Annotated in this window: 28 protein-coding genes; 18 read left to right on the top strand and 10 right to left on the bottom strand. The window is 68.8% G+C overall.

The annotated features are described in order from the left end of the window. Positions 1-5: 5 nt before the first annotated feature. Positions 6-713: a helix-turn-helix domain-containing protein gene (locus tag LCY71_RS10870; RefSeq protein WP_225333167.1), complete on the bottom strand. Its 708-nt coding sequence runs from the start codon at positions 711-713 to the stop codon at positions 6-8. Positions 714-815: 102 nt separating this feature from the next. Between LCY71_RS10870 and LCY71_RS10865 the strand changes: the two genes are divergently transcribed. Further along, the gene (locus tag LCY71_RS10865; protein ID WP_225333166.1) at positions 816-1,103 is read left to right on the top strand and encodes a HalOD1 output domain-containing protein; all 288 of its coding nucleotides are present in this window, start codon (positions 816-818) and stop codon (positions 1,101-1,103) included. 2 nt (positions 1,104-1,105) lie between these two features. On the opposite strand, the gene nucS is transcribed toward LCY71_RS10865, so the two are convergent. Both nucS and LCY71_RS10855 read right to left on the bottom strand, forming a co-directional pair. Next, a complete protein-coding gene (nucS, locus tag LCY71_RS10860) occupies positions 1,106-1,834 on the bottom strand; it encodes an endonuclease NucS (RefSeq protein WP_373325129.1) in 729 nt (242 codons plus the stop codon). Positions 1,835-1,846: 12 nt separating this feature from the next. Further along, positions 1,847-2,410: a DUF6735 family protein gene (locus LCY71_RS10855; protein ID WP_225333165.1), complete on the bottom strand. Its 564-nt coding sequence runs from the start codon at positions 2,408-2,410 to the stop codon at positions 1,847-1,849. Between the two features lie 74 nt (positions 2,411-2,484). Here LCY71_RS10855 and LCY71_RS10850 point away from each other — a divergent pair, with 74 nt between their 5' ends. After that, a complete protein-coding gene (locus LCY71_RS10850; RefSeq protein WP_225333164.1) occupies positions 2,485-2,808 on the top strand; it encodes a zinc ribbon domain-containing protein in 324 nt (107 codons plus the stop codon). 175 nt (positions 2,809-2,983) lie between these two features. On the opposite strand, the gene LCY71_RS10845 is transcribed toward LCY71_RS10850, so the two are convergent. Next, entirely contained in the window at positions 2,984-3,619 is a 636-nt protein-coding gene (locus LCY71_RS10845; protein WP_225333163.1) for an IS6 family transposase, read from the bottom strand. A 53-nt stretch (positions 3,620-3,672) separates the two neighbouring features. Here LCY71_RS10845 and LCY71_RS10840 point away from each other — a divergent pair, with 53 nt between their 5' ends. The 8 genes from LCY71_RS10840 (at position 3,673) to LCY71_RS10805 (ending at position 11,259) form a co-directional block, all read left to right on the top strand. Continuing rightward, positions 3,673-4,440, top strand: a complete 768-nt coding sequence (locus tag LCY71_RS10840; RefSeq protein ID WP_225333162.1) for a hypothetical protein — start codon at positions 3,673-3,675, stop codon at positions 4,438-4,440. A gap of 2 nt (positions 4,441-4,442) precedes the next feature. Beyond that, on the top strand, positions 4,443-6,251 hold the full coding sequence (locus LCY71_RS10835) for a hypothetical protein (RefSeq protein WP_225333161.1): 1,809 nt from the start codon (positions 4,443-4,445) through the stop codon (positions 6,249-6,251). 232 nt (positions 6,252-6,483) lie between these two features. Continuing rightward, positions 6,484-7,467: a Gfo/Idh/MocA family protein gene (locus LCY71_RS10830; protein ID WP_225333160.1), complete on the top strand. Its 984-nt coding sequence runs from the start codon at positions 6,484-6,486 to the stop codon at positions 7,465-7,467. 61 nt (positions 7,468-7,528) lie between these two features. Beyond that, positions 7,529-8,611 (top strand): aminopeptidase, encoded by a 1,083-nt coding sequence (locus LCY71_RS10825; RefSeq protein ID WP_225333159.1) that lies wholly within the window; start codon positions 7,529-7,531, stop codon positions 8,609-8,611. A 55-nt stretch (positions 8,612-8,666) separates the two neighbouring features. Continuing rightward, on the top strand, positions 8,667-9,083 hold the full coding sequence (locus tag LCY71_RS10820; protein WP_225333158.1) for a dCTP deaminase/dUTPase family protein: 417 nt from the start codon (positions 8,667-8,669) through the stop codon (positions 9,081-9,083). A 383-nt stretch (positions 9,084-9,466) separates the two neighbouring features. Continuing rightward, positions 9,467-9,853 carry a 30S ribosomal protein S6e gene (locus tag LCY71_RS10815; protein WP_225333157.1) on the top strand — a complete coding sequence of 129 codons (387 nt, stop codon included), beginning with the start codon at positions 9,467-9,469 and terminating at the stop codon, positions 9,851-9,853. Between the two features lies 1 nt (position 9,854). Then, positions 9,855-10,283 carry a DUF7112 family protein gene (locus LCY71_RS10810; RefSeq protein ID WP_225333156.1) on the top strand — a complete coding sequence of 143 codons (429 nt, stop codon included), beginning with the start codon at positions 9,855-9,857 and terminating at the stop codon, positions 10,281-10,283. A gap of 97 nt (positions 10,284-10,380) precedes the next feature. Continuing rightward, positions 10,381-11,259, top strand: a complete 879-nt coding sequence (locus LCY71_RS10805; protein ID WP_225333155.1) for a CheF family chemotaxis protein — start codon at positions 10,381-10,383, stop codon at positions 11,257-11,259. A 158-nt stretch (positions 11,260-11,417) separates the two neighbouring features. On the opposite strand, the gene LCY71_RS10800 is transcribed toward LCY71_RS10805, so the two are convergent. The 6 genes from LCY71_RS10800 to LCY71_RS10775 form a co-directional block, all read right to left on the bottom strand. After that, positions 11,418-12,173 carry a class I SAM-dependent DNA methyltransferase gene (locus LCY71_RS10800; protein ID WP_225333154.1) on the bottom strand — a complete coding sequence of 252 codons (756 nt, stop codon included), beginning with the start codon at positions 12,171-12,173 and terminating at the stop codon, positions 11,418-11,420. 245 nt (positions 12,174-12,418) lie between these two features. Beyond that, positions 12,419-13,285, bottom strand: a complete 867-nt coding sequence (locus LCY71_RS10795; protein WP_225333153.1) for a CheF family chemotaxis protein — start codon at positions 13,283-13,285, stop codon at positions 12,419-12,421. 13 nt (positions 13,286-13,298) lie between these two features. Beyond that, positions 13,299-14,522 carry a HEAT repeat domain-containing protein gene (locus LCY71_RS10790; RefSeq protein WP_225333152.1) on the bottom strand — a complete coding sequence of 408 codons (1,224 nt, stop codon included), beginning with the start codon at positions 14,520-14,522 and terminating at the stop codon, positions 13,299-13,301. Further along, complete coding sequence (locus LCY71_RS10785) at positions 14,519-15,331, bottom strand: CheR family methyltransferase (protein ID WP_225333151.1); 813 nt, start codon at positions 15,329-15,331, stop codon at positions 14,519-14,521. The genes LCY71_RS10790 and LCY71_RS10785 overlap by 4 nt, the downstream gene beginning before the upstream one ends. Before the next feature lie 5 nt (positions 15,332-15,336). Next, positions 15,337-17,394, bottom strand: coding sequence for a chemotaxis protein CheA (gene cheA / locus LCY71_RS10780; protein WP_225333150.1), 2,058 nt, complete (start codon positions 17,392-17,394; stop codon positions 15,337-15,339). Continuing rightward, the gene (locus tag LCY71_RS10775; RefSeq protein WP_225333149.1) at positions 17,391-18,455 is read right to left on the bottom strand and encodes a protein-glutamate methylesterase/protein-glutamine glutaminase; all 1,065 of its coding nucleotides are present in this window, start codon (positions 18,453-18,455) and stop codon (positions 17,391-17,393) included. Before LCY71_RS10775 ends, cheA begins: the two co-directional genes overlap by 4 nt. Positions 18,456-18,607: 152 nt before the next feature. Here LCY71_RS10775 and LCY71_RS10770 point away from each other — a divergent pair, with 152 nt between their 5' ends. From LCY71_RS10770 to LCY71_RS10735, 8 genes are all read left to right on the top strand, one after another. Continuing rightward, positions 18,608-19,039 carry a chemotaxis protein CheW gene (locus tag LCY71_RS10770; protein ID WP_225333148.1) on the top strand — a complete coding sequence of 144 codons (432 nt, stop codon included), beginning with the start codon at positions 18,608-18,610 and terminating at the stop codon, positions 19,037-19,039. A gap of 105 nt (positions 19,040-19,144) precedes the next feature. Then, positions 19,145-19,870, top strand: coding sequence for an RAD55 family ATPase (locus LCY71_RS10765; RefSeq protein ID WP_225333147.1), 726 nt, complete (start codon positions 19,145-19,147; stop codon positions 19,868-19,870). A 247-nt stretch (positions 19,871-20,117) separates the two neighbouring features. Continuing rightward, entirely contained in the window at positions 20,118-20,453 is a 336-nt protein-coding gene (locus tag LCY71_RS10760; RefSeq protein WP_225333146.1) for an ArsR/SmtB family transcription factor, read from the top strand. Between the two features lie 141 nt (positions 20,454-20,594). Further along, a complete protein-coding gene (locus LCY71_RS10755; RefSeq protein WP_225333145.1) occupies positions 20,595-20,870 on the top strand; it encodes a DUF7521 family protein in 276 nt (91 codons plus the stop codon). A 275-nt stretch (positions 20,871-21,145) separates the two neighbouring features. Further along, entirely contained in the window at positions 21,146-21,766 is a 621-nt protein-coding gene (locus LCY71_RS10750) for a flagellin (RefSeq protein WP_225333144.1), read from the top strand. A 150-nt stretch (positions 21,767-21,916) separates the two neighbouring features. Then, on the top strand, positions 21,917-22,501 hold the full coding sequence (locus LCY71_RS10745; protein ID WP_225333143.1) for a DUF7500 family protein: 585 nt from the start codon (positions 21,917-21,919) through the stop codon (positions 22,499-22,501). A 40-nt stretch (positions 22,502-22,541) separates the two neighbouring features. Then, complete coding sequence (locus tag LCY71_RS10740) at positions 22,542-23,021, top strand: hypothetical protein (RefSeq protein ID WP_225333142.1); 480 nt, start codon at positions 22,542-22,544, stop codon at positions 23,019-23,021. Further along, a complete protein-coding gene (locus tag LCY71_RS10735; protein WP_225333141.1) occupies positions 23,018-25,168 on the top strand; it encodes a hypothetical protein in 2,151 nt (716 codons plus the stop codon). The genes LCY71_RS10740 and LCY71_RS10735 overlap by 4 nt, the downstream gene beginning before the upstream one ends. Positions 25,169-25,184: the final 16 nt, after the last annotated feature.

Genomic DNA, 25,184 nt, shown 5'->3' with positions numbered 1-25,184 from the left:
GACGACTATTCGCCGGCGTACTCGGCCAGCGCGGCGATGAGTTTGCGCTCGGCGGCCCGGAGGTGCTTGTGGAAGGTGGCGCCGGCGACGCCCAGTTCGTCGGCCACCTCCTCGGCGGTGGCTTCGCGGGGCCACTCGTAGTAGCCGGACTCGTGTGCGGCCTCGATGGCCACCCGCTGGCGATCAGTCAGCCGTCGGTCCAGCGCGCTCAGCAGGTCCCGCTCGGCGAAGATCGTCGTCGGCCCCTCACCCTCGCGCTTGGACACCAGTTCTGCGGAGGGGTAGGCGTCGGCGAACGCGTCGACGGCGGCCCCGACGTCGCCGGAGCCGGGTACCTCGGCGACGATCCGGGCGCCACCGTCGACGCTCCGGACGCCCCGCGGAAGTGCGCCCGCCTCGGCGAGGGTCACCACCGGGCAGTCCCGGCCGGTCAGGAGGAACTCGAACAGCCCGCCGTCAGAGCCGCCCGTGATCAGTTCCGCGTCCAGGCCGTCGACCGATTCGAGGTGGGCGAGCACCCGGTCGGGATCGGCGTCGCGGACGCTGAAGAACTCCGCGTAGCGGTCGGCTCCGCGCGGGACGAGTTCCTCGAAACGGACCGAACAGGACTCGCGTGCGGCGACCTCGACGAACGGCAGGCCGCTGTCGGACGCGTCGAAGGTGAACTCGACTCTCGTGGCGGACGCATCGGCGTGACCGTCGTTCACACCCATTAGATCACCAGTATTACCAGGAGAACATGTACCTTCCCGTCGAGAGGTGGCTAGATGTCTAGCCCAATCGCCTTTGATGGCGACGACCCAGTCATTAGACCCATGGATCTGGTTCGCGAGCGCCCCTGGAAGACGACGCCGCTGGTCCAGACGACGATCGGAGACAGCGAGTCGGTCGCCGCGGTCGTCACGCGGTCGATCGCCTCGGTCCGCGGCGTCCCGCGTGACAGGCTTCCGCCGCTGTACGAGGCCGGCGATCCGGACGCGCTGGGGGAGTTGTTCGGTGAGGCGGGACAGGGACTCGTCGCCTTCAGATACTGCGATTTCGGGGTCGTCGTGACCGCGTCGGGGGTCGTCAGCGTCCACTCGGACGTCGACCCCGGAGACTGACCTCAGGGCTCCAGCGAGACGAACTCCAGCCCGCGCTCCGCGAGCAGGTCGCGCGCCCGGTCGGTGACTGAGGGTGCCACCAGAATCCCCCGTACCTCGGCGTCGTCGTGGAGGTCGCGCTCGAGGGCGTCGACGTACCGGCCGAGCTGGCCGACCGCGTCGGGGCCGACCCGTCGTCGCTTCAGCTCGACCACCACGGTCCGGCCGTCGGCGTCCTCGCCGTAGATGTCGACCGCGCCGGCGGGCGTTCCTCGCTCGGTCGACAGCGGTGCGAACCCCGGTTCGACGAGCGCCGGTTCGTCGAGGATGCGCTGTCGGAGATCCTCCTCGGTCCCGGTCAGCGCGAGGTCCTCGGGGTCGACCACGTCGAAGGCGGCTGCGTGGGCCACCCGCTCGAAGGTCACGAAGAGGTGCTCGTCGGGTGACTCGCGGTCGCTCTCGACGATCAGTTCGCCGTCCGCGACGTCGACGGCGTGCTCGCAGCCCGGCGGCTGCCAGTTGACCGGCTGCTGGCCCTCGTCGGTGTGGACCAGGGCGGCCCCGTCGGGTTTGAGCATGACGTGGCGGTCGCCCGGCCCGAGCGTGCTGGCCGCTCGGCCCTCGTACTCGACGGTACAGCGGCCGAAGACGGTCACGAGGGCGTCTGCGTCCAGGCCGCGCTCGATCAGGGACCGGGCCTCGTCGGGAGTCGGGTCCGACAGCGACTGCGGGTCGCGCTCGACGGTCGTCACGCGGTTGTGTAGTCAGTCGGCGCGTAAAAAGGACGCGTCGTCAGCCGGATACACCGTCGCACGCGCGGCCAGCGCACGTCGGAACGCCGCCCGCGCCGCGTCCGGCGTCAGGGCGACGCGGGCGACCGCCGCGTCCAGCGCCGACCGCGTCTCGACGACCAGCTCGCGGAGGGCCGCCGGGTCCCCGTCGGGGTGGGCGAGAACGATGCCGGGGTCGCCGGGCGCGTCCGCCGGCCCGAACCCGACCGGGCAGACGACGTACGTCTGTGCCCGGTAGTCGCGGTCGACGACCACCAGCGACTCGACGCTCGGATCGACAGCGGAGAGGACGGCCTCGGGCGTCGCCCGGCGGCGCAGCGGCCGGGGATCGACCCGCGTCGGTGGCGGATCGTACCCGCCGGACGCGTCGAGACCGAGGCGCTCGGCGACGCCGCGGGCCGGGTCAGCCAACTCGCGGACCCCGCCGAAGGGCGCGTCGGGGCCGATTGCGTCGGCCAGTCCCGTCCCCCAGTGAGCGTAGTGCAGCGCGTACGCGTCCGGCAGTCGGCGATAGGCGACGAGGGCGCGGTGAGCCATGGCGGGCCTGGCCCGTCATCGCCCTAAAGTATCTGGACGCAACGCTGAAGTGACGACTATGCCTATCATTAGACATGTTGGGGAACGAGTGGGTGTACACCGCTATCGCGGTGCTCCTCGGTGCACACCTGCTGACCCTGCTGTACGCCTACCGGATGCGCGGCGATCCGGCGGCGGTCGGCGAGGCGGAGGACGACGCCGACGGCGAGGCCCGCACCGATCTGGGCGACGGCGAGGCCCGCACCGAGGTCGGCGACGACGAGGCGGGAGTCTGCCGCTGCCCCGAGTGCGGGACGTCCAACGAGTCGGGGTACCGCTTCTGCAAGCAGTGCGTCGCGGAGCTGCCCGGCGGCCGGCCGCGGATGGACGGGCCGACGGGCCGAACGCAGCCGAACTGACGCGGACTGTCGCCGCTGGCTTCCGGTTCGACCGTCGACTGCGGGCGTGTTCCGATACTCACCGAGCCCGCTGTTCCCCTGACGAACGCCGTTATATATCGCATCTCATAGCAAAATTTATCGTCTTTGTTCCAAATGTGAACTGACGAGGGGGAGACAGTGATACGGGTCGTGTTTAGTTAGAAGCATTGTGCCAGCGAGCGAAACTCTGGAGCCAATTTTCGGCTGTTACCGGCTCAACGTGGCTGAAGCAATTCGAGAACGACGAGGTTCGGCGCTTGAGTTCTCGAAAAATCCGTTCGATAGTATTCCGATTTCCGTGGCGAGATATCTGAAATCGGAGGCCTGCTCGTTGCAATGCGGTTTGGAGGTGTTGGGCACCATCAACGAGAAATTCGGCTGTTTCGATGTCGTGTTTCTGCTGGAGTTCGCGGAGAAATATTTCGGTGAGAGCGGTGGTCGTCGTCGAAAAAAGCCGGATGTGCAGCAGCTCGTTTCTAGCAGGATCACCGGCGGCGTACAGCCAGAATTGCTGATCGTTGATCCGAATCACCGTTTCGTCGATCGCGATCTGATTCGGCGATTTCCCTAGTTCTGGCTGTAAATCGGCTTTCTGCACCCAATCGTGGATCGCTTTCCGCGACCGATCGACACCCAGGTCCTCGAGCAAATCGACGGTATTCGACAGCGATAGCCCCGCAACGTGCGATCGAATACCCAGCATCATCGCCGGCTCGGGTGTCCGCTCGCGCTCCACAAAACCCAAATCTATCCAGTCGCTACTGCCGTTGAGGCGGGCGATTTCTGCCATGAACCAGCAAGAAATTCTCCCGCCTCACTTTTCACGCTTAACTAAACACGACCGTGATACGACGCCGCACATTCATCAAGGGGGTATCGACGGGGGTCGCCGGAACGGCGATTCTCGCGACGACGGCGAGCGGACAGTCCGGCGAATCGGCGCTGGTCGTCGACGACTTCGACGGCGACCCGGGCTGGCCCGGGGAGAACGACCTCGGGGAGTGGACCGACGCCGGCGACCTGGCCGAGGAGGCGACCGTCACCGACGGCGCGCTGCGCCTGTCGTACGACGGCGGCGGCTGGTACGGGACCAACGTCGGCCGCGACGTGTCTGCGTACCAGCGGCTGGAACTGGACGTCCGCGGCGCTGACGGCGGCGAGGAGGGCGACGTCCGCCTCGAGGTCGGCAGCGTCGAGGACGCCCTGTCCGAACTGACCGGCGACGACGTCGGCACCTCGCTGTCGACGGTCGCCGTCGACCTCGAAGCCGCGGGCGTCGACCGGACGGCCGTCGACGACGTCTGGCTCACCTTCGGACCCGAGGCCAACGGCCGGGTCGACCTGGCCGCCGTCCGGTTCGCCGGCGGTGACGGCGACGGGGGCGACGGTCCGCCGCCGGTCGGCAGGAACGACGCAAGCCCGACCGACCCGGACGGCGACGGCGAGTACGAGGACCTCAACGGCAACGGCGAGGTCGACTACGACGACGTGGTCACCTACTTCGACAACATGGAGAGCGACGCGATGACCGACAACGTCGAGTACTACGACTACAACGGCAACGGCGACGTCGACTACGCCGACCTCGTCGACCTGTTCGGGGAGGTGTAACTATGCGACGCAGAACCATCATCAAGGGCGGCTTCGCGCTCGGGACGGGCGGTCTCGCTGGCGTGGCCGGCTCGTCGCTGGCTGGCGCCCAAGACTCGTCGCCCGACCCGCTCGTGGTACAGGACTTCGAGGAATCCGGCGACCAGAACAGCCTCGACCGCGACTGGACGACGGCCGCGCTGGAGAGCGCCGAGGTCGAGGACGGCGCCCTCAGCCTGGCGTACGACGAGTCGGGCTTCTTCGCGACCCGCGTCCACGAGGACGTCTCCGACTATCAGTACCTGGTGCTGTCGATGCGGGGCGTCTCCGGTGACGAGCAGAGCGGCATCCAGGTGGAGGTCGGCGGTACCGAGGGACGGCTCGCCGACCTGACCGAGGAACCGATCGCGACCGAGTTCGCGGAGGTCGCCGTCGACATCGACGCGATGGGCGTCGACCGATCGGCCGTCGACGACGTGCGCCTGAACTTCTGGCAGGGCGAGAGCGGGAGGGTCGAGGTCGACTGGATCGCCTTCGCCGCCACGCCGTTCCCGTCGATCGGTGACGACGACGGCGAGTCGACGCCGCCGCCGACCGAAACCGACCCCGAGGCCTGGCCCTGGGAGGTCGAGGCAGGCAACGAGAAGGAGCCCGAGGACGTGCTGCCGGCCTCGGAGATCACCGCCGACACGACGCTGGCGGAGCTGTGCCCCACGTTCGACTCCGACGACGCGCACATGCACGTCCCGCGGGACTTCCTCGATTACCTGCCCGACAAGGGCAGCGTCGACGGCGAGATCGACGTCACCGAGGAGTCCGTCGACGACAGCACGAAGGCCGGGATGTACGACGTCGACGTCCAGGCCATCCAGGACAAGGTCAACAGCGGCGAGCTGACGATGGGCGAGCTCGGCACGCAGGCGCTGGATCACGTCCAGACCTACGTCGAGGAGGGCTTCCCGTACCACGCGACGGCGAAGCTGCTGCCGCGGCTCATGCTGCTGCCCGACGAGACGGAGCAGCTGACGTACCACAAGACGAACGACCCGTGGGACCAGACGGCCGGACCGGCGACGGCGGGCAACGACCCCGACCAGCTGATTCAACAGGAGTGGCCCACGGACGCGCGGACCTACCAGCCCGAGGAGAAGTACGAGCGCGACCGGGCCCACGACCAGCCGGACCACGAGGACGCGGACTGGACGTTCTCGTCGCTGCTGAGCGACGACGTCTACTACGACGAGGACCACCCGCTGCTCCAGACCATCCGGAACAACGAGCACCCGGTGACCGGCGAGGACCTCGACGAGGGCTTCACGGCCAACGCGCCGATGGAAGCCACCGTCCGGATGCACGCCGAGAACTCCAACTACTGGTATCAGGTCCTGAAGTTCAAGAACACGCAGGCGGTGCCCTACTACGTCGACGCCGCCGTCATCTGGTGGGTCGGCCTGATGGGCCTGTCGGACCTGCGCAACGGCCACTACAACAACCCGCACCGGCCCAACCCCGGCAAGGGCCACCCGCAGCGGGACATCATCGAGGTCGTCTACGACGAGGAGCGGAGCCTCTCGGCGTACGCGGTCCGGATCGCCCAGCACGACGAGCCGTACAACATGCGGACCGCCTACCCGAACCAGGAGTGGGCCCTGGAGCAGGGCCTGCCCTCGACCGATCCGAACACCGGCGACGAGCGGTTCACCTCCGACGAGGAGCGCCAGGAGCTGGTCGACACCATGCTCGACACGCTCCACGTCGAACTGGAGACGAACCTGGACCGCAACCAGAGCATCATCGAGGCGTTCGACCTGCGGAACCGCGTGTCTAACTGACGCGATCGGCCCGACGTCGGGAGGCTCCCGCTGGTCGACTCCCGAGCCCGCGCTCACTGCGTTCGCAGAGACGCCGCGGGACTCACTGCGTTCGTCCCGCGAGCCCTGGCTCGCTTCGCTCGCCAGGACGCCGAACGGCTCGTTCCACTCGCCTTCCGAGCCCGGCCTCGCTACGCTCGGCCGGACGCCGACCCGGCGGCGGCTTTAATAGCTGCAGCGCCGCTTCTCCGGCATGGACTTCGGCGTTCTCAGCACGGCCCACATCGGCATCGACTACGTGATCCCGGCGATCCAGGCCAGCGAGCACCGCGTGGCGGCTATCGCCTCGCGGGACGCCGACCGCGCCGACGATGTCGCGGCGGAGACGGGCATCGACCGCTCGTACGGGAGCTACGAGGCGCTGCTCTCCGACGACGGGATCGACGCCGTCTACAATCCGCTGCCCAACGCCCTCCACGCGGAGTGGACCCGGAAGGCCGCCGACGCGGGCCGGCACGTCCTCTGCGAGAAGCCGCTGACCCGCGACCCGGGAGCGGCCAACGATCTGTTCGACTACTGCGAGGAGCGCGGGGTGACGCTGATGGAGGCGTTCATGTACAGGTTCCACCCGCGAACCGAGCGAGCGCTGGAGATCGTCCGGGAGGAACTGGGCGCGGTCCGCCACGTCGAGGCCACGTTCACCTTCCAGATGGGCGACCGAACGGACAACTTCCGTCTGGACCCGGACCTCGACGGCGGGGCGCTGATGGACGTGGGCTGCTACGCCGTCAGCGCGGCTCGGAACTTCCTCGGCGAGCCCGACCGCGCATACGCCACGGCCGTGGACCGCTACGACTCCGGGGTCGACTCCCACCTCGCCGGCACCCTGGAGTACGGCGACGGTCCCACCGCCCACGTCGTGGGGAGCTTCGACGCGCCCCACACCGAGCGCTACCGCGTGCTGACCGAGGACGGGCGGGTTGAGGCCGCGGACCCCTTCGGCCCCGAGCCCGACCAGCCGGTGTCGCTGACCTGGGTCAAAGACGGCGAGGAGCACACGGAGACGTTCGACGCCGTGGATCACTACCGCCTGCAGGCCGAGGCCTTCGCCGACGCGGTCGACTCGGGCCGGACGCCGCGCGTCGACCGCGCCGAGACGGTCGGCAACGCGGCGGCCATCGACGCGCTGTACGAGAGCGCCGAGCGCGGGGAGTCGGTGGCCGTCGACGCCGAGTAGGGAGCCGCCGACCTGCGCGACGGGTCGCCGCCGTTTTGTCGCCCGCCGGCACAGTCGAAGTATGGACCAGCGCATCCGGGAACACGCCGAGACGCTCGTCGACTGGAGCGCCCGCGTCGAGGCGGGCGACGACGTGGTCGTCCACGTCGACGAGGGCGCCCACGACCTCGCGGTGGCCGTCGCCGAGGCGCTCGGCGACCGCGGCGCGAACCTCCTGGCGACGTACGGCTCCGACGAGCTCACCCGGGCGTACCTGCGCGCCCACGACGGCGACTTCGGCGAGGACCCCGCCTACGAGCGCGAACTGTACGAGCGCGCGGACTCCGTCCTGATCCTGAAGGGCTCGAACAACACCGCCGGGACCAGCGACGTGCCGAGCGAGCGCCGGCAGGCGTACAACCGTTCGCGGCAGGCCATCCGCGAGGCCCGCCTGGACACGGACTGGGTGTCGACCCAGCACCCCACGCGGGCGATGGCCCAGCAGGCCGGCATGAGCTACGAGGCCTACCGCGACTTCGTCTACGACGCCACGCTGCGGGACTGGGAGTCGCTGGCCGAGGAGATGGGCCGGCTGAAGGAGACCCTCGACGACGGCAGCGAGGTCCGCATCGAGGGTGCGGGGACCGATCTGACGATGGCGATCGAGAACCGGACCGCCGTCAACAGCGCCGCGAGCGTGGCCTACGACTCCCACAACCTCCCCTCCGGCGAGGTGTTCACCGCGCCCGAAGCGACGGCGGGCGAGGTGACCTTCGACGTGCCCATGACCGTCCACGGCACGCGGGTCCGGGACGTCCGCCTGACCTTCGAGGACGGCGAGGTCGTCGACTACGCGGCCGCACAGGGCGAGGCGACCATCGCGGAGGTGCTGGAGACGGACGACGGCGCGCGGCGCCTGGGCGAACTCGGCGTCGGGGCGAACCGCGGCGTCGACCGGATCACCGACAACATCCTCTTCGACGAGAAGATGGGGGGCACCGTCCACCTCGCACTGGGCCGGGCCTACGACGCCTGTCTGTCCGGGGGCGAGGCCGGCAACGACAGCGCCGTCCACGTCGACCTGATCACCGACCTCCGCGAGGAGGGTCGCCTGCTCGTCGACGGCGAGGCGGTGCTGGAGGCCGGCGCGTTCGCCTGGGAGTAGCGACCGCCCGCGCCCGGCGACCGGCTTTTTCAACGTTCCGTCCGTGGCCCCGCGCATGTACGAGCAGTACGTCACGGACGTCGTCCACGAACCGACCCAGACAGAGGACGAGGGGTTCGACCTCACCGTCGCCGAGGTGTACGAGGTGGTCGAACCCGGACGTGTCGACTTCGGGGGCGGCGAACTCGAACCCGCCGGGACCGCGCCCCACGACAGCGAGAAGCGGAACCCCGACGACGACTACGAGTGGTGGCACCTCAGCGAGGGCCAGTACCTGCTGGAGTACAACGAGTCGCTGACGGGCGACGCCGCCGTCACGGTCCAGCCCCGGACGGAACTGCTGGAGCGGGGCGTCTCGCACCCGACGCTGCGCGTCGACGAACTGCCCCGCGTCCCGCTGTCGGTCGGCGGTGCCGGAATACGGATCAAGGAGAACGCGCGGGTGAGTACGATCGTGCACGCCGAGGAGTAGCACTACGAACTCGCCGCAGGGCGGCGAGTCCGCTTTTTCGCCCACGTTTTTCGCCGTGGAGTTCCCGCAGTGAACGAAGTGAACGAGGAAACCTCACGGCGAAAAAGGTGGTAGCCGAGAACGCCAGAGTGAGTACCGTCGTCGACGCCGAGGAGTGAGCAGTCGCCAGCATACCGCGGCGCTACGCGCCGTGGTTTCACCGGAAGCGGCTTCGCCGCTTCCGGGTGTTTTTCACCGCCGGGAGAGCTACGCTCTCCCGAGCCCTCCTTCGCTGCGCTCAGGAGGACCATGTTTTTGCAAGGGGGGTTCGAACGTGTGCGAACCCCCCGCAGTAAAAAGATGGTTCCGACGTACTTTTTAAGCCTGACCGATAGCTGTCCCGTATGGCTGAATTCACGGTCGCCGTCTCCGACCCGGAGGACGGCACCACGTACCAGATCGACGTGGACGGACAGGACGCAAACCGCTTCATCGGTCGCGAGATCGGCGAGGATGTCGACGGCGGCGCCGTCGGCCTCGACGGCTACACGCTCGAGCTGACCGGCGGCTCCGACGACGCCGGCCGGCCGATGCGACCGGACGTCCGCGGCGACGACCTCAAGTCGATCCTCACCGACGGCGGCGTCGGCTTCAACCCGACCCGCGACGGCGAGCGCAAGCGCATCACCGTCCGCGGCCGCGAGGTCTCCGACGCGACGGCGCAGGTCAACGCGAAGATCACCGAGCGCGGCAGCGACGACGTCGACGACCTCCTGGGCGACGAGGAGTAGCGTGGCAGACCGGCTGCCGAGCGACCACGACGCCGTCGAGACGCATCGCGTGACGGTCGCCAGCGTCGGCCGGACCGACCGCCCGAAGGTCGAACTCCCCGACGGGATCGACGCCGACGAGGGCGACGTGGTCCGCCTGGTGCTGGACGGCGAGGAGTACCACGCCCGCGTCGACGGCGCGCTCGACGGCAGCCTCGTGGTGAGCCACGTCGCCGACAACGCGCGCCTGGCCCGCGAGGGCGACGGGGACAACCGCCTCGCCGAGTGGGTCGACGCCAGCGGCGTCGCGCTCGGCGGCTCGGCCCACCTCGACGTTATCACGGCCGGCTACAAGTACGGCCTCCGCGAGCCGGGCAAGCGCGTCGTCTACAGCGCGACGGACGCCCCCGACTCGTCGCTGGCGGACATCGCGCGCGACCTCGACGGATAGACGGCCGCCGGCGGGCTTCTCGCCCCTACGCGTTCTCTCGATTGATACTGGCGCGAAACCCTCAATATCGCCGCCGTGGTAGCCGCCGGCGAGTCACATGTCGGAGTCCGTCATCGCCGATTTCGTGGGGCAGTTCAACGCGGAGGTGATGACCCGGGCCGAGCCGGTGCAGGGGCGGGTCCTCCTCAGCCAGAAGCGCCTGGTGCTGGCCGCCAACGAGGACGACAAGCTGACGATTCCGCTCTCCGCCGTCTTCGACGTCGCCGTCGGTCACGTCCCGCCGGATCTGGGCGACTTCTTCCAGTCGACGGTCACCGTCGCCTTCGAGCGCGGCGGCCAGCGGTCGGTCGCCGTCGTCGAGGCCGACGACGAGAAGGTCGAGAAGTTCTCGACGGTGCTGTTCAAGGCCATCATCAACGGCACCGACACCTCCGTCACGGAGCGGGCCCGCGTGGGCGGTCGCGTCACCGACGAGGGGTTCGAGAGCGCCAAGCTGTACGTCGAGGCCGGCACCGTCGAGTTCCGCCGGCCCGACGGCTCCTTCGCGGTCTCGCTGGAGACCGTGACCGACTTCGAGCGCGGCCGCCGCGAGATCGGCGGCGAGGAGCGCCCCGTACTGACCTTCCGGCACATGAAGGCGGGCCGCGCCGTCACCACCGTCGCCGCCGTCCCCTCCTCGCGGAAGCTGTCCATCCTCGGTCGCTACCTCCGCCTTGAGTACACCGACCTCGTCCAAGAACTGGAGGACGTCGAGCTCACCGACGACAAGACGGAGCTGCTGGTCGCGATGTACTCCACCGGCGACTCGGAGGGGATGCCACTGGCCAGCGTCGTCGGCAAGGACGGCTCCGAGGTCACCATGCTCCTGCGCGACCTGCAGGAGGACGGCCTCGTCCAGGACTCCCCCGACGGCCCCGCGCTCACGCCCAAGGGCGAGGTCGTCGCCAGCAAGCACCTGGAAGACGTCAATCACTAGCCGACCACCTTTTTCCGGCGTCGGGTGTCCTCGCGAGCCTTCGGCTCGCTGCGGGCACCACTCCTCGGAAAAACGTGGGCGAAAAACAGCTCCGAGACGCGCCTTCAGCGCGCTCGGAGTGAACCGCGGCGCGAAGCGCCGCGGATGCTCGTGCCACACTACTCCGCAGTCTCCAACGTCCACACCTGCGTCTCGTCGCCGTCGGCGATCGGTTCGCCGCCGAAGCCGCCGTCCACGTGCCAGTCGTCGAAGGGGGACAGGCGGGCGAGCAGTCCGACGTGGGGTTTGGGGAGCAGCGCCAGCGGGAACGACTCCTCGAAGAGGTGGTTACCGTCGGCGTCGCGGAGTTCGTTCGTCACCTCGAAGCGCTGTTCGACCTCGTCGACGATGCGGGTGCGCGTGCGGAACTCGTGGGGTTCGCCGTCGAATCGAACCGACTTGGTCTCCCAGTCGCCGTACTCTTCGCAGATGACCTCGAAGGAGGGGACGAACACGTCGAAGACGAACCGGCCGCCGGGAGCCAGCGCGTCGGAGACGCATCGGAAGAGAGCGAGCTGGTCCCCAACGGTGAGCGCGTGCTGGACGGCGTTGAACGGACAGTAGACCAGCGCGTACTCGCGGTCGACGGCGAAGTCCGTCATGTCTGCCTGCCAGACGGTCGGCGAGCGGCCGTCGGCGTCCACGTTCTCGCGGAGAACCGAGAGGGCGTCCGCGGACCGATCGAGTCCGTCGACGTCGACCCCGGACCGGAGCAGGTCGAGGTACACCCGACCGGTCCCGCAGGCGAGTTCGAGGGCGGGACCGTCCGCGTCGGACGCCAGCCGCCGATAGAAGGCCGCGCCGTCGCGGTCGAACTCGCGGGCGTGGACGTCGTAGAAACGCGCTGCGGTACCCCGGTAGCCGTCGCGAGCCATGTGGTGTCGTCGCCGGGGCACGACAAACCGATTTCGACGGTGTGCTAGACGGGGAGCATCCGAGCGGCGGTTTCCCGCTCCCGTGAACGAGGAACCGCCATGCTTGCGTGTCGTGCGCTTCGCTCATTCCCGCTCGCTAAAACGAGGTTCTTCCCTACGGTCAGAACCTCGCTACTGTTTGCGTGTCGCTCCTATCGTCGCTCCCGCTCGCTTGTCCGGCGGTTCCTCGTTGCACTCGGAACCGCCTACTGCTCCGACATCGCGTCGCCGGCGATAGAGCGCCCGCGGGCCTCCAGCTGGACCTCGCGGCGGGTGCGGACCGCTTCGAGGACGCCCTGCTCGACGAGGTCGTCGAAGACCGCCTCGACCTGGTCGACGTCCATGCCGACGAAGTCGGGGATCTGGAACGGGGAGACGCCGGTGTAGAGCGCCATCAGCACCTCGTGCTCCTCCCTGGTGAGATCGACGTCGTCGGCGTCGGCGTCGCCGCGGCGCAGGAAGCAGCCGAGGACGGCGACGTCCTGTGCGGCCCCGGCGACGTGGGTCTCGACGCTGGTCCCATCGACGGCGTGTTCGACCTCGAGGACGGGCCGGTCGGACCCCTTCACGGTCTTCGTCGTCCGCTCGACCCGGCCGACGTCGTCGACGGGGAGTTCGACGAAGGTCCCCGCGGCGGTGGCGAGGTCGGCCGAGGGGTCGTCGCCCGTCTCGACGGTCAGGCGGCCCTTCTCCCACTCGCTGTCGCGGACGACGCCGCCCTCGACGGCGGGGTGTTTGACGACGACCGTCGTCTGGTCCAGCAGGGCGTCGAACAGTTCGCCCTCGAAGGCGTCGACGTCCTGCGGGGCGACGAGGAACACGTCGGCCCCGGCCTGGACGGAGAGGTACCCCGACACCTTCGCGATGGCCTGAGTCGCGTCGTCCCGGCCGGTGACCCGGGTGATCTCCGAGAGCGGGATCGTCCGCTTGCCGTCGTTGCTCACGAGCAGCAGGCGTCTGTTCGAGAGGAGGATCCGGCCGAGCGCCCAGTCGATGTCGTTGCGCTTGCGACCGTCGGCGACGACCTGGACGAACTTGCCCTTCGCGTCCGCGAGCTTCCGCTCGTCGCTCATGCGCTGTCACCCGTCACACGCGACCACCCAGCTTCGAGACGGCCGAGAAGGCCCGCTTACGGACGGTCTCGTTGTCGGTCTGGTCGATCAGCCGGTCGAGCGTCTTCCGGGAACGCTCGCCGCCGACCTTGCCGAGCGCGAAGATGGCCTGGGCCCGCACCTGCGGGTCGCGGTCGTCATCCTCGACGACTGAAAGCAGGCGCCGCTCGACGTCGCTCCCGCCGAGCCGGGCGAGGCTGGTCGCGGCGAACTGCTGGAGCATCCCGTCGTCCTCGTCCAGCGCCGCGACCAGGGCGTCGAGGACGCGCCCGCGCTCCTCGTCGCCGGTCACCCGGCCCAGCAGCCACGCCGTGTTGCGACGCTGGGCCGGCTGGGTGCTCTCCTCGAGAATCTCCACCAGCGGCACGACGACGCTGCGGTCGTCGGTCGCGGAGAGCTTCTCGACGACGGTCTCGCGGATCTCGTGGCTGCGCTCGGTCGGGACGTTCGACAGCAGTTCGATCAACGAGTAGACGGCGGTCCGGCGGACGACGGCCGACTCGTCCGTCAGCGACTCGACGAGGTAGTCGACGGGCCGGTCGTTGCCGAAGTTGCCGAACGCGTCGACGGCGACCCGGCGGACGCGCTCGTCGTCATCCTGGTACAGCGGGAGCAGGGCCTGCAGGGCCCGCCGGTTGCCAACGTCGCCCAGCGCGCGGGCGGCCTCCTGGCGGACGGTCGCGTGACCGTCGTCGAGCAGTTTCGTCAGCGGTTCGGCGGCCCGCGGGTCGCCGATGGACCCGCAGGCCCGCGCCGCCCGCGCCCGGACGCGGGGGTCGGGATCGTCGAAGCGCCCGGCCAGCGGCCCGACCGCGTCGGCCTGATCCAGCCGGCCCAGGGCGTTGGCCGCGGCCATCCGGAGTTCGGGGACGTCGGCCGACAGCGCCCTCGCGAAGGCCTTCGCGCGGACCCAGTCGGCGCCCTCGTCGAGGTCGACGCCGGCGGCGTCGGCGATCAGTTGCTCGATGGCGTCCCCGCCGAGGTCGGAAAGCGAGTCGACCGCGTTCGCTGCGACCGCGCCGCCCTCCGACTGCGCGGACCGGATCAAGGCGTTGACCACGTCCCTGCGGTCGTCGTGGTCGGGGAAGTTCCCGAGCAACTCGGCGGCGCGGGCTCGGACGCGCTCGTTGTCGCTCTCCCTGAGCACCCGGATGAGTTCCTGGACTTCGCCGTCCCGTTCCAGCTGGTAGAGGCTCATACGCGTCGGTAGATGCGGTGTTGCTTGTCGACGGGCTCGAAGGCGTCCCGGCACTCCGCGGGCAGCGTCTCCGTCATCCCGATCATGAGATATCCGCCCGGGCGCAGCGAGTTACGGATCGTCTCGAAGATGGGGACCTTGTACTCGCTGTCGATGTAGATGAGGAGGTTCCGGCAGAAGACGAGGTCGAAGTTCCGCTTGGCCTCGCCGCGGATGAGGTCGTGCTGCTCGAAGGAGACCATGTCCCGGACGGGCGGTCGGACGGTGAACTCGTCGCCGTCGCGGTCGACGTAGGGCTCGTACTCGTCGAGGGGTGCCAGTTCCCCCTCGATGTCCGTCGTCTGCGAGGTCTGGTAGGTTGCCCGACGGGCCCGCCGGAGGACGTCGCGGTTGATGTCGGTCCCCAGGATCGAGACGCGCCGGTCGACGACCTCGTCGTCGTCCAGCGCCAGCATCGCGGCCGAGTAGGGCTCGCGGCCGTCCGCGCAGGGGGCGCTCCAGACGTCGACGCGGCGCTTCTGCTCGGTCAGTTCCCGCAGGACCGGACGGAGGTGCTCCCAGGCCTCCGGGTTCCGGAAGAAGCCGGTGACGTTGATCGACAGCGAATCGAGCAGCGCCTGGCGTTCCCCCCCGTCGTCCCGCTGGAGGAGGCGCTTGTACTCGGCGTAGGAGTCGGTGTCCGTCCGCCGCATGCGGGCGGTGATCCGGCGGTCGAGGTAGGCGTCGTTGTAGAAGCCGGACTCGAAGTCCATCCGCTTCTCGATGAGGGCGAGCAACTGGTCGAACTCGCGCTGGCTACCCTTGCTCATGTCGCTCACAGCGTCACCACGTCGAGGATGTGGACGATGTTTCCGTCGCCGAGCACGGCCGTCCCCGAGAGCCCCGGCGTCCCGCTGAGGATGCCCTCCAGGGGCTTGACGACGACCTCCTCCTGGCGCTCGACGGAGTCACAGCGCAGCGCCACCTGGCGCTCGGACTCGCGGACGCGCACGAGCATCCCGTCGCCGTTCTTCGTCTCCCCGGGCACGTCGAAGGTCGACCCGAGGTCGACGACCGGGTAGATCTCGCCGTCGTGCTTGATCACCTCGCTCCCGTCGACCCGCTTGACGTCGTCGGCGCGGGTTATCTCGTCGACGTTCTTCAGGGGCACGCCGTACTCCTCGTCGCCGACCTCGACGAACAGCACCTTGACGATGGCCATCGTCACCGGCAGGCGCAGCGACACCGTGGTCCCCTCGCCGGGCGCCGAGTCGACGCTGACGGAGCCGTCGAGCTGCGTGACGGTGTCGTGGACGACGTCCATCCCGACGCCGCGGCCGCTGGTGTCGGTCACCTCGTCGGCCGTCGAGAAGCCGGGGTGGAAGACCAGGTCGTAGATGGCCGAGTCGTCCATCGCCTCCAGTTCCTCCGGCGAGCGGACGCCCTTCTCGGCGGCCTTGCTCCGGATCCCGTCGACGTCCAGTCCGGCCCCGTCGTCCTCGACCTCGACGATCACGTGGTCCCGCTCGCGGGAGGCCCGCAACGTGACGTGACCCGTTCGGGGCTTGCCTTTCTCCTCGCGGACGTCGGGCGCCTCGATGCCGTGGTCCACCGAGTTCCGCAGGATGTGCATCAGCGGGTCCGAGATCTCGGTCAGGATCGTCCGGTCGAGCTCGATGTCCTCGCCCTCGATGGTGAACTCGACGTCCTTGCCCAGTTCCCGCGAGAGGTCCCGCACCAGCCGGGGGAACTTCCCGACGATCTTCTTCAGCGGGACGAGCCGCATGTCCATCACCGTGTTCTGGAGGTCCGCGGTGATCTTGTCGAGCTCGTCGAGCGTCTCGCCGGCGCCGCCGACCTCGTCGTCCTCGACGGCCCGGCGGAGCTTGATCCGGCTGGTGACGAGCTGTTCGACCAGCCCGTGGAGGTCGTCGAGCTGATCGACGTCGACCCGGACCGATTTGATCTCGTCGACGCCGGCGTCGGCTGCGGAACCGCCGTCGTCCGCCCCGTCGGCGGCCGACTCGTCGCCGTCGTGCGCTCCACCGTCGTCGCTCCCGGTTGCGCCGCCGTCGAGGGCGTCGGTCACGTCGGCCGCCTCGGCCGCGTCGACCGTCCCGACGTCGGCCAGCGCCGCCTCGACGGCGTCGGCGTCGGGCGCGTCGAGATACAGCGCGAAGTCGTCCTCGAACTCGCCGTCCTCGACCGCGTCGCGATCCGGCGTCGCGTCGAGCACCGGGAACGACTCCTCGATGCCGTCGACGGCCAGCAGCGCGTCGACGCCGGGCATCTCCGCGTCCCCGACGTCCACCGTCGCCCGGATCACCCGGTCGTCGGCCGCCCCGGACGAGAGGTCAGTGTCGAGCTCTGGCGTCTCTGCCACCGCAGCAGCGACGCCTCCGGTCGCGGCCTCGGCGTCGCCGTCGCTCGTCGCGACGTCGCCACCGCCCGCTGCCGCTACTGTGGCACCACCACCGCCAGCGGCCGCCGCGGCGCCACCGCCGGCCGCTTCGGCCCCCTCTTCGAGGACGGTCCGGAGCCGGTCGACGGTCTCGTCGGTGTCGGTCCGGGCCTCGCCGTGCTCTTCGATCTCCCGGACGATGGCCTCGATGTCGTCGACGCCGGCGAAGACGAGGTCCATCACGTCGGGCGTGACGGCCATCTCGCCCTGGCGCATCTCGTCGAGGAGGTCCTCGACGGCGTGTGCCAGGTTCGAGGCGTCGTCGAACCCCATCGCGCCGAAGTTGCCCTTCAGCGTGTGGGCCGTCCGGAAGATCGAGTCCATCGCCTCGGTGTCCTCCGGGTCCGACTCCAGGGCCAGCAGGGAGTTGTTCAGTTGCGTGATCGCCTCCTCGCTCTCGCGAACGAACGCGTCGAGATACTCGTCGTTCATCGTGTCACCTCGCGTGTGATCGCATCGAGGACGCCCCGGGAGATCTCCTCGATCGGCAGCACGTCGTCGACGCAGCCGGTCTCGGCCGCGCGCCGGGGCATGCCGTAGACGGCCGAGGTCGCCTCGTCCTGGGCTATCGTGTGGCCGCCGGCCTGCCTGATCCGCCGGACGCCGTCGGCGCCGTCCCCGCCCATGCCCGTGAGCACGACGCCCACGAGCGGGTCGTCGACGACGTCGGCCGCCGTCTCCATCGTCACGTCGACGGCGGGCCGGACGCTGTTGACCGGGTCGTCGTCCGTCAGCTTCACGCGCAGGCGTCCGCTCCCGTAGTTGGTCACGCGCATGTGCCGGTCGCCGGCGGCGACGAGCGCTTCGCCGCCGCCGATCCGGGCGCCGTGGCGCGCCTCGTCGACGTCGTAGTCGCTGCGGGCGTCGATCCGCTCGGCGAAGCGCCCGGTGAAGCCCTCGGGCATGTGCTGGACGATCAGGATCCGCAGGTCCGCGGCCAGCGGGAGCTCCGAGAGGACGCGCTCGACCATCTTCGGACCGCCGGTCGAGGAGCCGATCACGAGCGTCGGGTTCTCGACGTACGACTCCGCCGCCGTGGCCGTTCCCGACCGGTCGCCACTCCCGGTCGGCGACGCTCCGTCGCCCGCGCCCACGTCGGCCCCCGCGACGGACCGGACCATGTCCACGAGCTGGTCCTTCAGCCGGGACATCTCCATCGACACCTCGCCGCCGGGCTTGGTGAAGAAGTCGACCGCGCCCACCTCCAGCGCCTCGAAGGTGACGTCGGCGTTCTCGTCGGTGTGGGCCGACAGCATCAACACCGGCGTCGGACAGTCGGCCATGATCCGCTCGACGGCCGCGATGCCGTCCATCTCGGGCATCTCGACGTCCATGGTGACGACGTCGGGCCGGTGTTCGTCGACGAGGGCCGCGGCCTCGCGGCCGTTCCGGGCCTCCGCGACGACGTCGACGCCGCCCTCCTCGAGGATGTCCGAGATGACGCTCCGCATGAAGTGGGAGTCGTCGGCGACGACTGCCCGCACGCCCGTCATCGGTCACCCCGCGGGCGCCGCCCACGGCGATTCGAACCGCTGGCCATTCCTGTCCCGTAACGTGGCGAGCACGGAAATAAAGACACCGCCCCCGTCATCAACTTTGATAGCCCGGCGATCAACCTTAAGTCGGCGCTCCGGGACTGTCCGTCATGGCGACCACGGCGGCGAGCGATCAGGTACTGGAGTTCCGACTGGGCGACGAGACGTACTGCGTCAGCATCGACTACGTCACGGAGATCGTCGACGTCGGCGACCTGACGACCGTGCCGAACGCCCCGCCGTACGTCGAGGGCGTGATGGATCTGCGCGGCCGGACGACCGCCATCGTGAACCCCAAGGACGTGTTCGGCATCGGCGAGGACGGTGCCGAGCGCCGGGTCGTCGTCTTCGACCCGTCCATCGCGGCCGAGGGGGACGCGGTCGGCTGGCTGGTAGACGAGGTCGAACAGGTCGTCGGAGTCGACGACGAGCGGGTCGACGATCCGCCCGGCGACGGCGGCGACGGCGCGGTCACCGGCGTCGTCAAGCGGGACGACGGCTTCGTCGTCTGGGTGGACCCGGCCACCGTACACGCGGAGTGACGTCGGGATTGCTGCCCGATTCTTCCGAGATTCCTGATAGTGAGCCGTGAACAAGACTTTTTTACTCAGCAGTTCGACAGCCACCCCATACCGAAACGCCCTACGATGATCGAACTCACCAAAACCGGTATCGACGGCCTCGACGAGATTCTCAACGGCGGCATCGTGACGAACTCGACGACCCTGGTCAGCGGCAACCCGGGCGCCGGGAAGTCGATCCTCGGACTCCAGTACATCTACAACGGCGTCGAGCAGTTCGACGAGAAGGGCATCTACCTCTCCTTCGAGGAGAACGAGCGGGACCTCCGCGAGGCCGCGGAGTCGATCGGCTTCGACAAGTGGCCGGAGTACGTCGAGAACGGCGACATCAAGGTGTACGACAAGCAGGTACTCCTGCGCGAGAACGACTTCTCCTCGTCGCTGGACCTCCTGCTTTCCGACCTCGAGGACGAGGAGTACGACCGCCTCGTGCTCGATTCGCTCGCGATGTTCGAGCTGTTCTTCGAGACCGAGAAGGAGAAGCGGACCTACCTCCTGAAGTTCACCGACATCCTCCGGGAGAACGAGCTGACGACCCTGATGACCAACGAGCAGGGAGCGGTCTTCCCGGACACCGACATCGGGCTGGAGAACTACCTCACCGACGGCAACATCTACCTCATCCAGACGCCGACCGACTCCGGCGTGAACCGCTACGTCTGGGTCGCGAAGATGCGCAAGCAGGACATCGAGACCGACATCTACCCGATGGAGATCTCCTGGGGCGGGATCAAGGTCCACGAGAACGCCAGCGCCTTCTCGATGATGAGCGAGGACGAGTCGCCGCTCTGAGGCCGGCGATCGGTTCGCTCTCGACTCGCCGTTCCCTATCAATCAGTCAGCTCATACCTCCGGCGGAACCCCCCACTGGAAACCACCGCCTACGCCGGACGAATCGAATTATCACTCTCGAAATCGCAGTACGGTGGCGGTATCAGAACGCGTATCTCATCTGGTACGCATCCCGTACGTAGCCCGATATCGGCCAGTATCATAGGCGATAGCTTTATGGTAAACAGAATTAACCACTTGATAACCGATGGCTTCCGCGGAGATCCTGCAGACGCTGGGGAACAAATACAGCGCGGAGATCCTCGACGCGACGGAGGAACCGGCATCGGCTCAGGAACTCAGCGACGAGCTCGGGATTCCCATCGCGACGTGCTATCGGCGCATCGACGAGCTGACCGAACACGGGCTCCTCGAGCTCCACGACAACATCCTCTCCGACGACCGGCGCCGCATCAAGGTCTACCGGCGCAACGTCGAGGAGGTCACGGTCGAGTTCGAGGACGAGCTGTCGGTCCACGTCGAGGAGCGGACGGAAGTGACCAACAAGCTCGACGAGGCCTGGCGGACGCTCTCCGAGGGCTGAGACCCGCCGGAGCCGACCGACAAGCGCGCCGGCCGTTTCCGTCCGTGAAAACGACTATCGCGGTATCGAGAACCGTTATCACGAGAGATATTTTCGTGCGTGGATTTATTAGGAGTAACCGAAAACCCGCAACCGGTGTCGATGATAGAACTGCTCTACGCGACCTCTACCCTCGTGTTCGTCGTCGCCGGCCTGACGATGGCCGGGATGGCCGTGCGGGCCTACGTCCAGACGTCTCGCCGGGCGATGCTGCACCTGTCGCTGGGATTCTCCCTGGCCGTCGCCGGGGCGGCCGCGACGATGATCAGCGCCTTCATCACTGACTTCGACGGCGTGAAGTCGCTCCTGCTGGTCAACAGCGTGCTGACGACCTGCGGGTTCCTGCTGGTGATGTACAGCCTCGTCACCTACGAGTGAGCCGACAGTCGACCGCGGCTGCCTCGGGCAGGCGCGCCGACGACTCCGCATCGATCGGAATCGAATCCGATACTCGACGCAACCGGCTGTGAGCGGCTCGTCGTAGACCACCAGATTCGACCGTCGAGCGTCGTGTTTTCATCGCTGAATCCCGGGGAATCGGCGGCGAGAGTCTGTTTTCAGCCGTGATATTTAGCGGGTCATCCTTATTACTGGTTAGTTTCCACTTGGGTGGTAGAGTCCGGAGTGAACGCCACTCTGGGCGGGACACAACCATGATCGAGCAACTCACGAACGACGACGACCGCGGTCAGGTCGGGATCGGGACCCTCATCGTGTTCATCGCGATGGTCCTGGTCGCGGCGATCGCCGCGGGCGTGCTGATCAACACGGCCGGGTTCCTCCAGAGCTCGGCGGAACAGACCGGCCAGGAGAGTCAGGAGCAGGTGACGAATAGGTTGCAGGTTCTCTCGTCGACTGGCGAGAAGACGGATCTCTCCGCCGACAACGAGATTGGGCGCGTCGCACTGACAACGACCAAGGCACCCGGTGCAGACGACATCGACCTCGAGGAGGTAACGGTGCAGTGGGTCGACAGCTCCGAGACATACAATCTAGTTTATAGCGACGACGGATCGGTCCCTGACAGCGCTGACGGTACCTTCAGTACCCAGCCGTTCAAGGACAACGATGACTCGTCGCCTGTCATCAACAGTCCCGACGATCGCATCGATATGATAATTAACCTTGGAGACGATGCCACCGGTGGTGCGCCAGGATATCTTGAAGAGGGTGAAACCGCGACTCTGAGAATTACTACGTCGTCCGGTACAGCGACTACCGAACGGCTCGTGGTGCCCGAATCACTGAGCGGCACCAGCGCGACCAACCTCTAAACTACGCGTCACCTCCATTTTCGCTTTCTCCACGCCCCAGCCACAACACTGACCTCCGGTCGACTCACGCTGTTCGCCCTCCGTGTTCTACCCCGCTTCACTCGCGCAACCGCCGACGGAGTTATACGGCTGGTCGATACAGTGGTTGGCATGGATCCGGGGCCCGACGACGTCAACCCCGAGGAGGGCAAGATCCTCTCCCCCGAGGAGCTCGACATCGCCGACGACGAGCACGTCACGGAGATCGACGACGGGCGCTACGTGGTCTCGCCGGACGTCAGGACCGACACGGGTCGGCAGCGAGCGCGGACTCCCGATCCGGACCCGACGCTGGAGCGGGAGCCCGACCCGACGCCGGAGCGGGAGCCCGACCCGACGCCGGAGCTGACCGACGCGTCGGTCCACGAGTGGTTAGAGCAGCGGTTCGCGGAGAACAACTCGCGGTACGGCTTCGACGTGACGGCGAAGTTCGACGGATCGGTCAGCCAGCAGCAGTTGGTCTCGAACGACATCGTCACCGTCTTCGAGAGCCTGCTGCTGTGGTACGCGCGGCAGGTCGACAGCGAGACGCCAGTCGAGGAGGTGCTGGGCATCCTGCTGAGCGAGTCCAGCGTGCCGGTCAGGTACCCGCCGGGGAGCCTGAAGCGGCTCGTCCGGACGACGGACCTCTCGCCGGACGACACCATCGCGGACCTGCTGGTCGCCGTCGGCGACGACGACGGCGTGCGCCTGTAGCCCGAACCTTTTATCAGCCCCTATCGCTCTTGGTAGGGGCATGTCCGTGCGGGCACTCGAAGTCGCCGTCGTCGGGATCGTCCTCACGACGCTCGCTGCGAGCGGTCCGGCGGGGCTGCTCGACGCGCCGACCCACCGGCCGACGGCGCTGGGCGACGGGACGGCCGACGCCGAGGTGGCGTCGCTGCCCGCCGACGACCTCCGAATCGACCCCGGCCGATTCGGGACCGGCACGTGGTACCTCCGGGTGCCCGCGGCGACCGTCGCAGTGAACGCCGTCGAGGGGACGCCGCGGTTGATCTACCGAGTGGAGGTGCCCGCGCTCGATCTCACCGCCGAGGCCAAGCGGTTGATAGAGCCCGGCGACGAGCGGACCGTTCGACTGGCGCCCGACGACGTCGGTATCGGGCCGGACGCGCCTGACGGCCCGGTCGAGGCGCAGGTGACCGTGGCCGTCCAGAGCTTCGAGGACCATCAGACGATCCATGAACGGAACGTAACGGTGGAGGTGGCGCAGTGAGCGAGCGGACCGAATCCGGCAGCGACGGCAGAGACGGCCCGGGCCTGTCGGCAGCGACGATCCGGGAACAGATGCGCCGATCCCCAGTCGGCGACTGGGCGCGTCGCGGTGGGCGTCTCGTCTTCGGCGACCGGGCGGGGCTGGCGCTGTGGCTCGGACTGACCGTCGTCCTCGCGCTGACCTGGCGGGTCGGCGTCTTCGTCACGGACACCTACACCGTGGCGAACGCGATGGTGGCGGTCGGCGACGGCCACCTGGCGATCCACGAGGTCCGGTACTCGCTGACGATGGGGACGATGCCCGGCCTCCACGAGGTCGACGGGACGCTGTACGGGCGCAACTACGGCCAGGCCGTCCTGTCGCTACCCCTGTTGCTCGCGCTGGAGGCGGGGGCAGTCGTCGCCCAGCCGGGCCTCCTGCTGGCCGGCGCGTGGAGCCTGGCGGTGGTCTGGCTGGCGCGACTGTTCGGGGACGCGTTCGGACGCCCGTCCGTTCGCGCCGGCGGCGCGGCGCTCGGGCTCGTCGCGTTCGCAGTCCACGTCGCGGTGGGGGCACCCGTCGAGCGAGAACTGCTCCCGCTGGTGGCGCTGCAGGGGACCAGCCTGTTCGCGGCGGCCGGCGTCGGGCTGTTCACGTACCGGATCCTGGTACCGACGGGGCGGCGGCTGGCCGTCGCGGCAGGGGTCGCGACGGCGCTGGCCAGCCCGGTCGCGTTCTGGGCGACGATTCCCAAGCGGCACGTCGTCGTCACGGCGCTGCTCTTCGCCGGCCTGCTGTGCTTCGCGACGAGCCGGCGGGCCGACGGCCGGCGGGGCGACCTGGCGCTGGCCGGTGCCTACTGCGCCACCGGACTCGTCGCGTGGGTCCACGCCTTCGAGGGGTTCTTCCTGTTCGTCGGCCTCGCCGCGGTCGACCGGCTGACCGAACGGGCCACGCGACGGCGGCTTGCGACCAGTGTCGTCGGGCTGACCCTCGGACTGTTGCCCGTGCTCGTGACCAACGTCCTGATCAGCGGGAACCCGATCAGGCCTCCGCGGCTGCTGCCGGGCGTCGGCGTGGGCGACGTCGAACTCACGCCCAGCGTCGGCGAGGACGGCCTCGTCCCGACGACAGAGGGAGGGTCCGGCGACGCGGGCGGGACCGGCGACCCGATGGGCGGGGAGGGGTCGGGAAGCGACGCCTCCGACGGGGCCGGCCCTGGCGGGGACGGCGATTCCACGGGCAGTGGTGGGACAGATGGCGGGGACGGCGGTAGCGGCGGATCGACCGACGGCGGATCCACCGGCGGCGGTCTACTCGACGGCGTCGACTTCGAACCCCCGTCGGTCGTCACCGACGAGATGCTGTACATCGCGGGCTTCGTGTGGACGACGGTCGCGGAGGGAGTGGCGGCCATCCAGAAGGGGGAGTGGCTCTGGCACGTCCTCGTCCGGAGCGGCCGAATCCCGGGCCTCCGGTACGCCGAGAACGGACACGAAGCGGTCGAACTGGCCGTGCTGGAGGCGGCCCCGCTGCTGGGCGCGCTGCTGGCGGCACCGGTCGTCGCGGCGCGGAGGCTCCGACGACGGATGGGAGCGTTGCGATCGGGACGGACCGGAGCGGTCAAGTCGGCGGTGTCGAGCGTCCGGCGACTGTCGCCGGCGGCGCAGACGGACCTCCTGGCGGTCGCGTGGCTCGGCACGTTCCTCGTGATCTACGCCTCGCGGCTGCCACTGTTCAGCCAGATCACCGCCCGGTACGTGCTGCCGGTGATGCCCTTGGGCGTCTACCTGGTCGCTCGCCTGCCGCCGGTGGCCGCCGCCGTATCGGCTCGGACCCGCGTCGCAGTGGTCGCGTACGGGCTGGCGGTGCTGGGCGGCGGCGCGCTGCTGGCCGGAACGCTGACTGCGCTCGACGCGGCCGTCGGCGAGGCGTTCCAGTTCCACGCGCTGGTCGGTCTGGGCGCGGCCGCGCTGGCGGGCGCCGTCGTCGCGGGTCGGACCATCCGCCCCGGTCGGGTGAGCCACCGCGTCGTCGCCGCAGCCGTCGGCACGACTGCGGGGGCGACGACCGCCTTCTACCTGCTGGCGGGCGTCGAGTACGTCCAGTACGGGCCGGCGGCCGTCGGACTCGCGCGAGCGTTCGAGGCGCTGCTGCCGGCCCTCTGACGGGCCGAAACCGGGA

The sequence above is a fragment of the Halomicrobium urmianum genome (assembly GCF_020217425.1).
Taxonomy (GTDB): Archaea; Halobacteriota; Halobacteria; order Halobacteriales; family Haloarculaceae; genus Halomicrobium; species Halomicrobium urmianum.
This window is presented reverse-complemented; position numbering and strand designations above follow the sequence as displayed.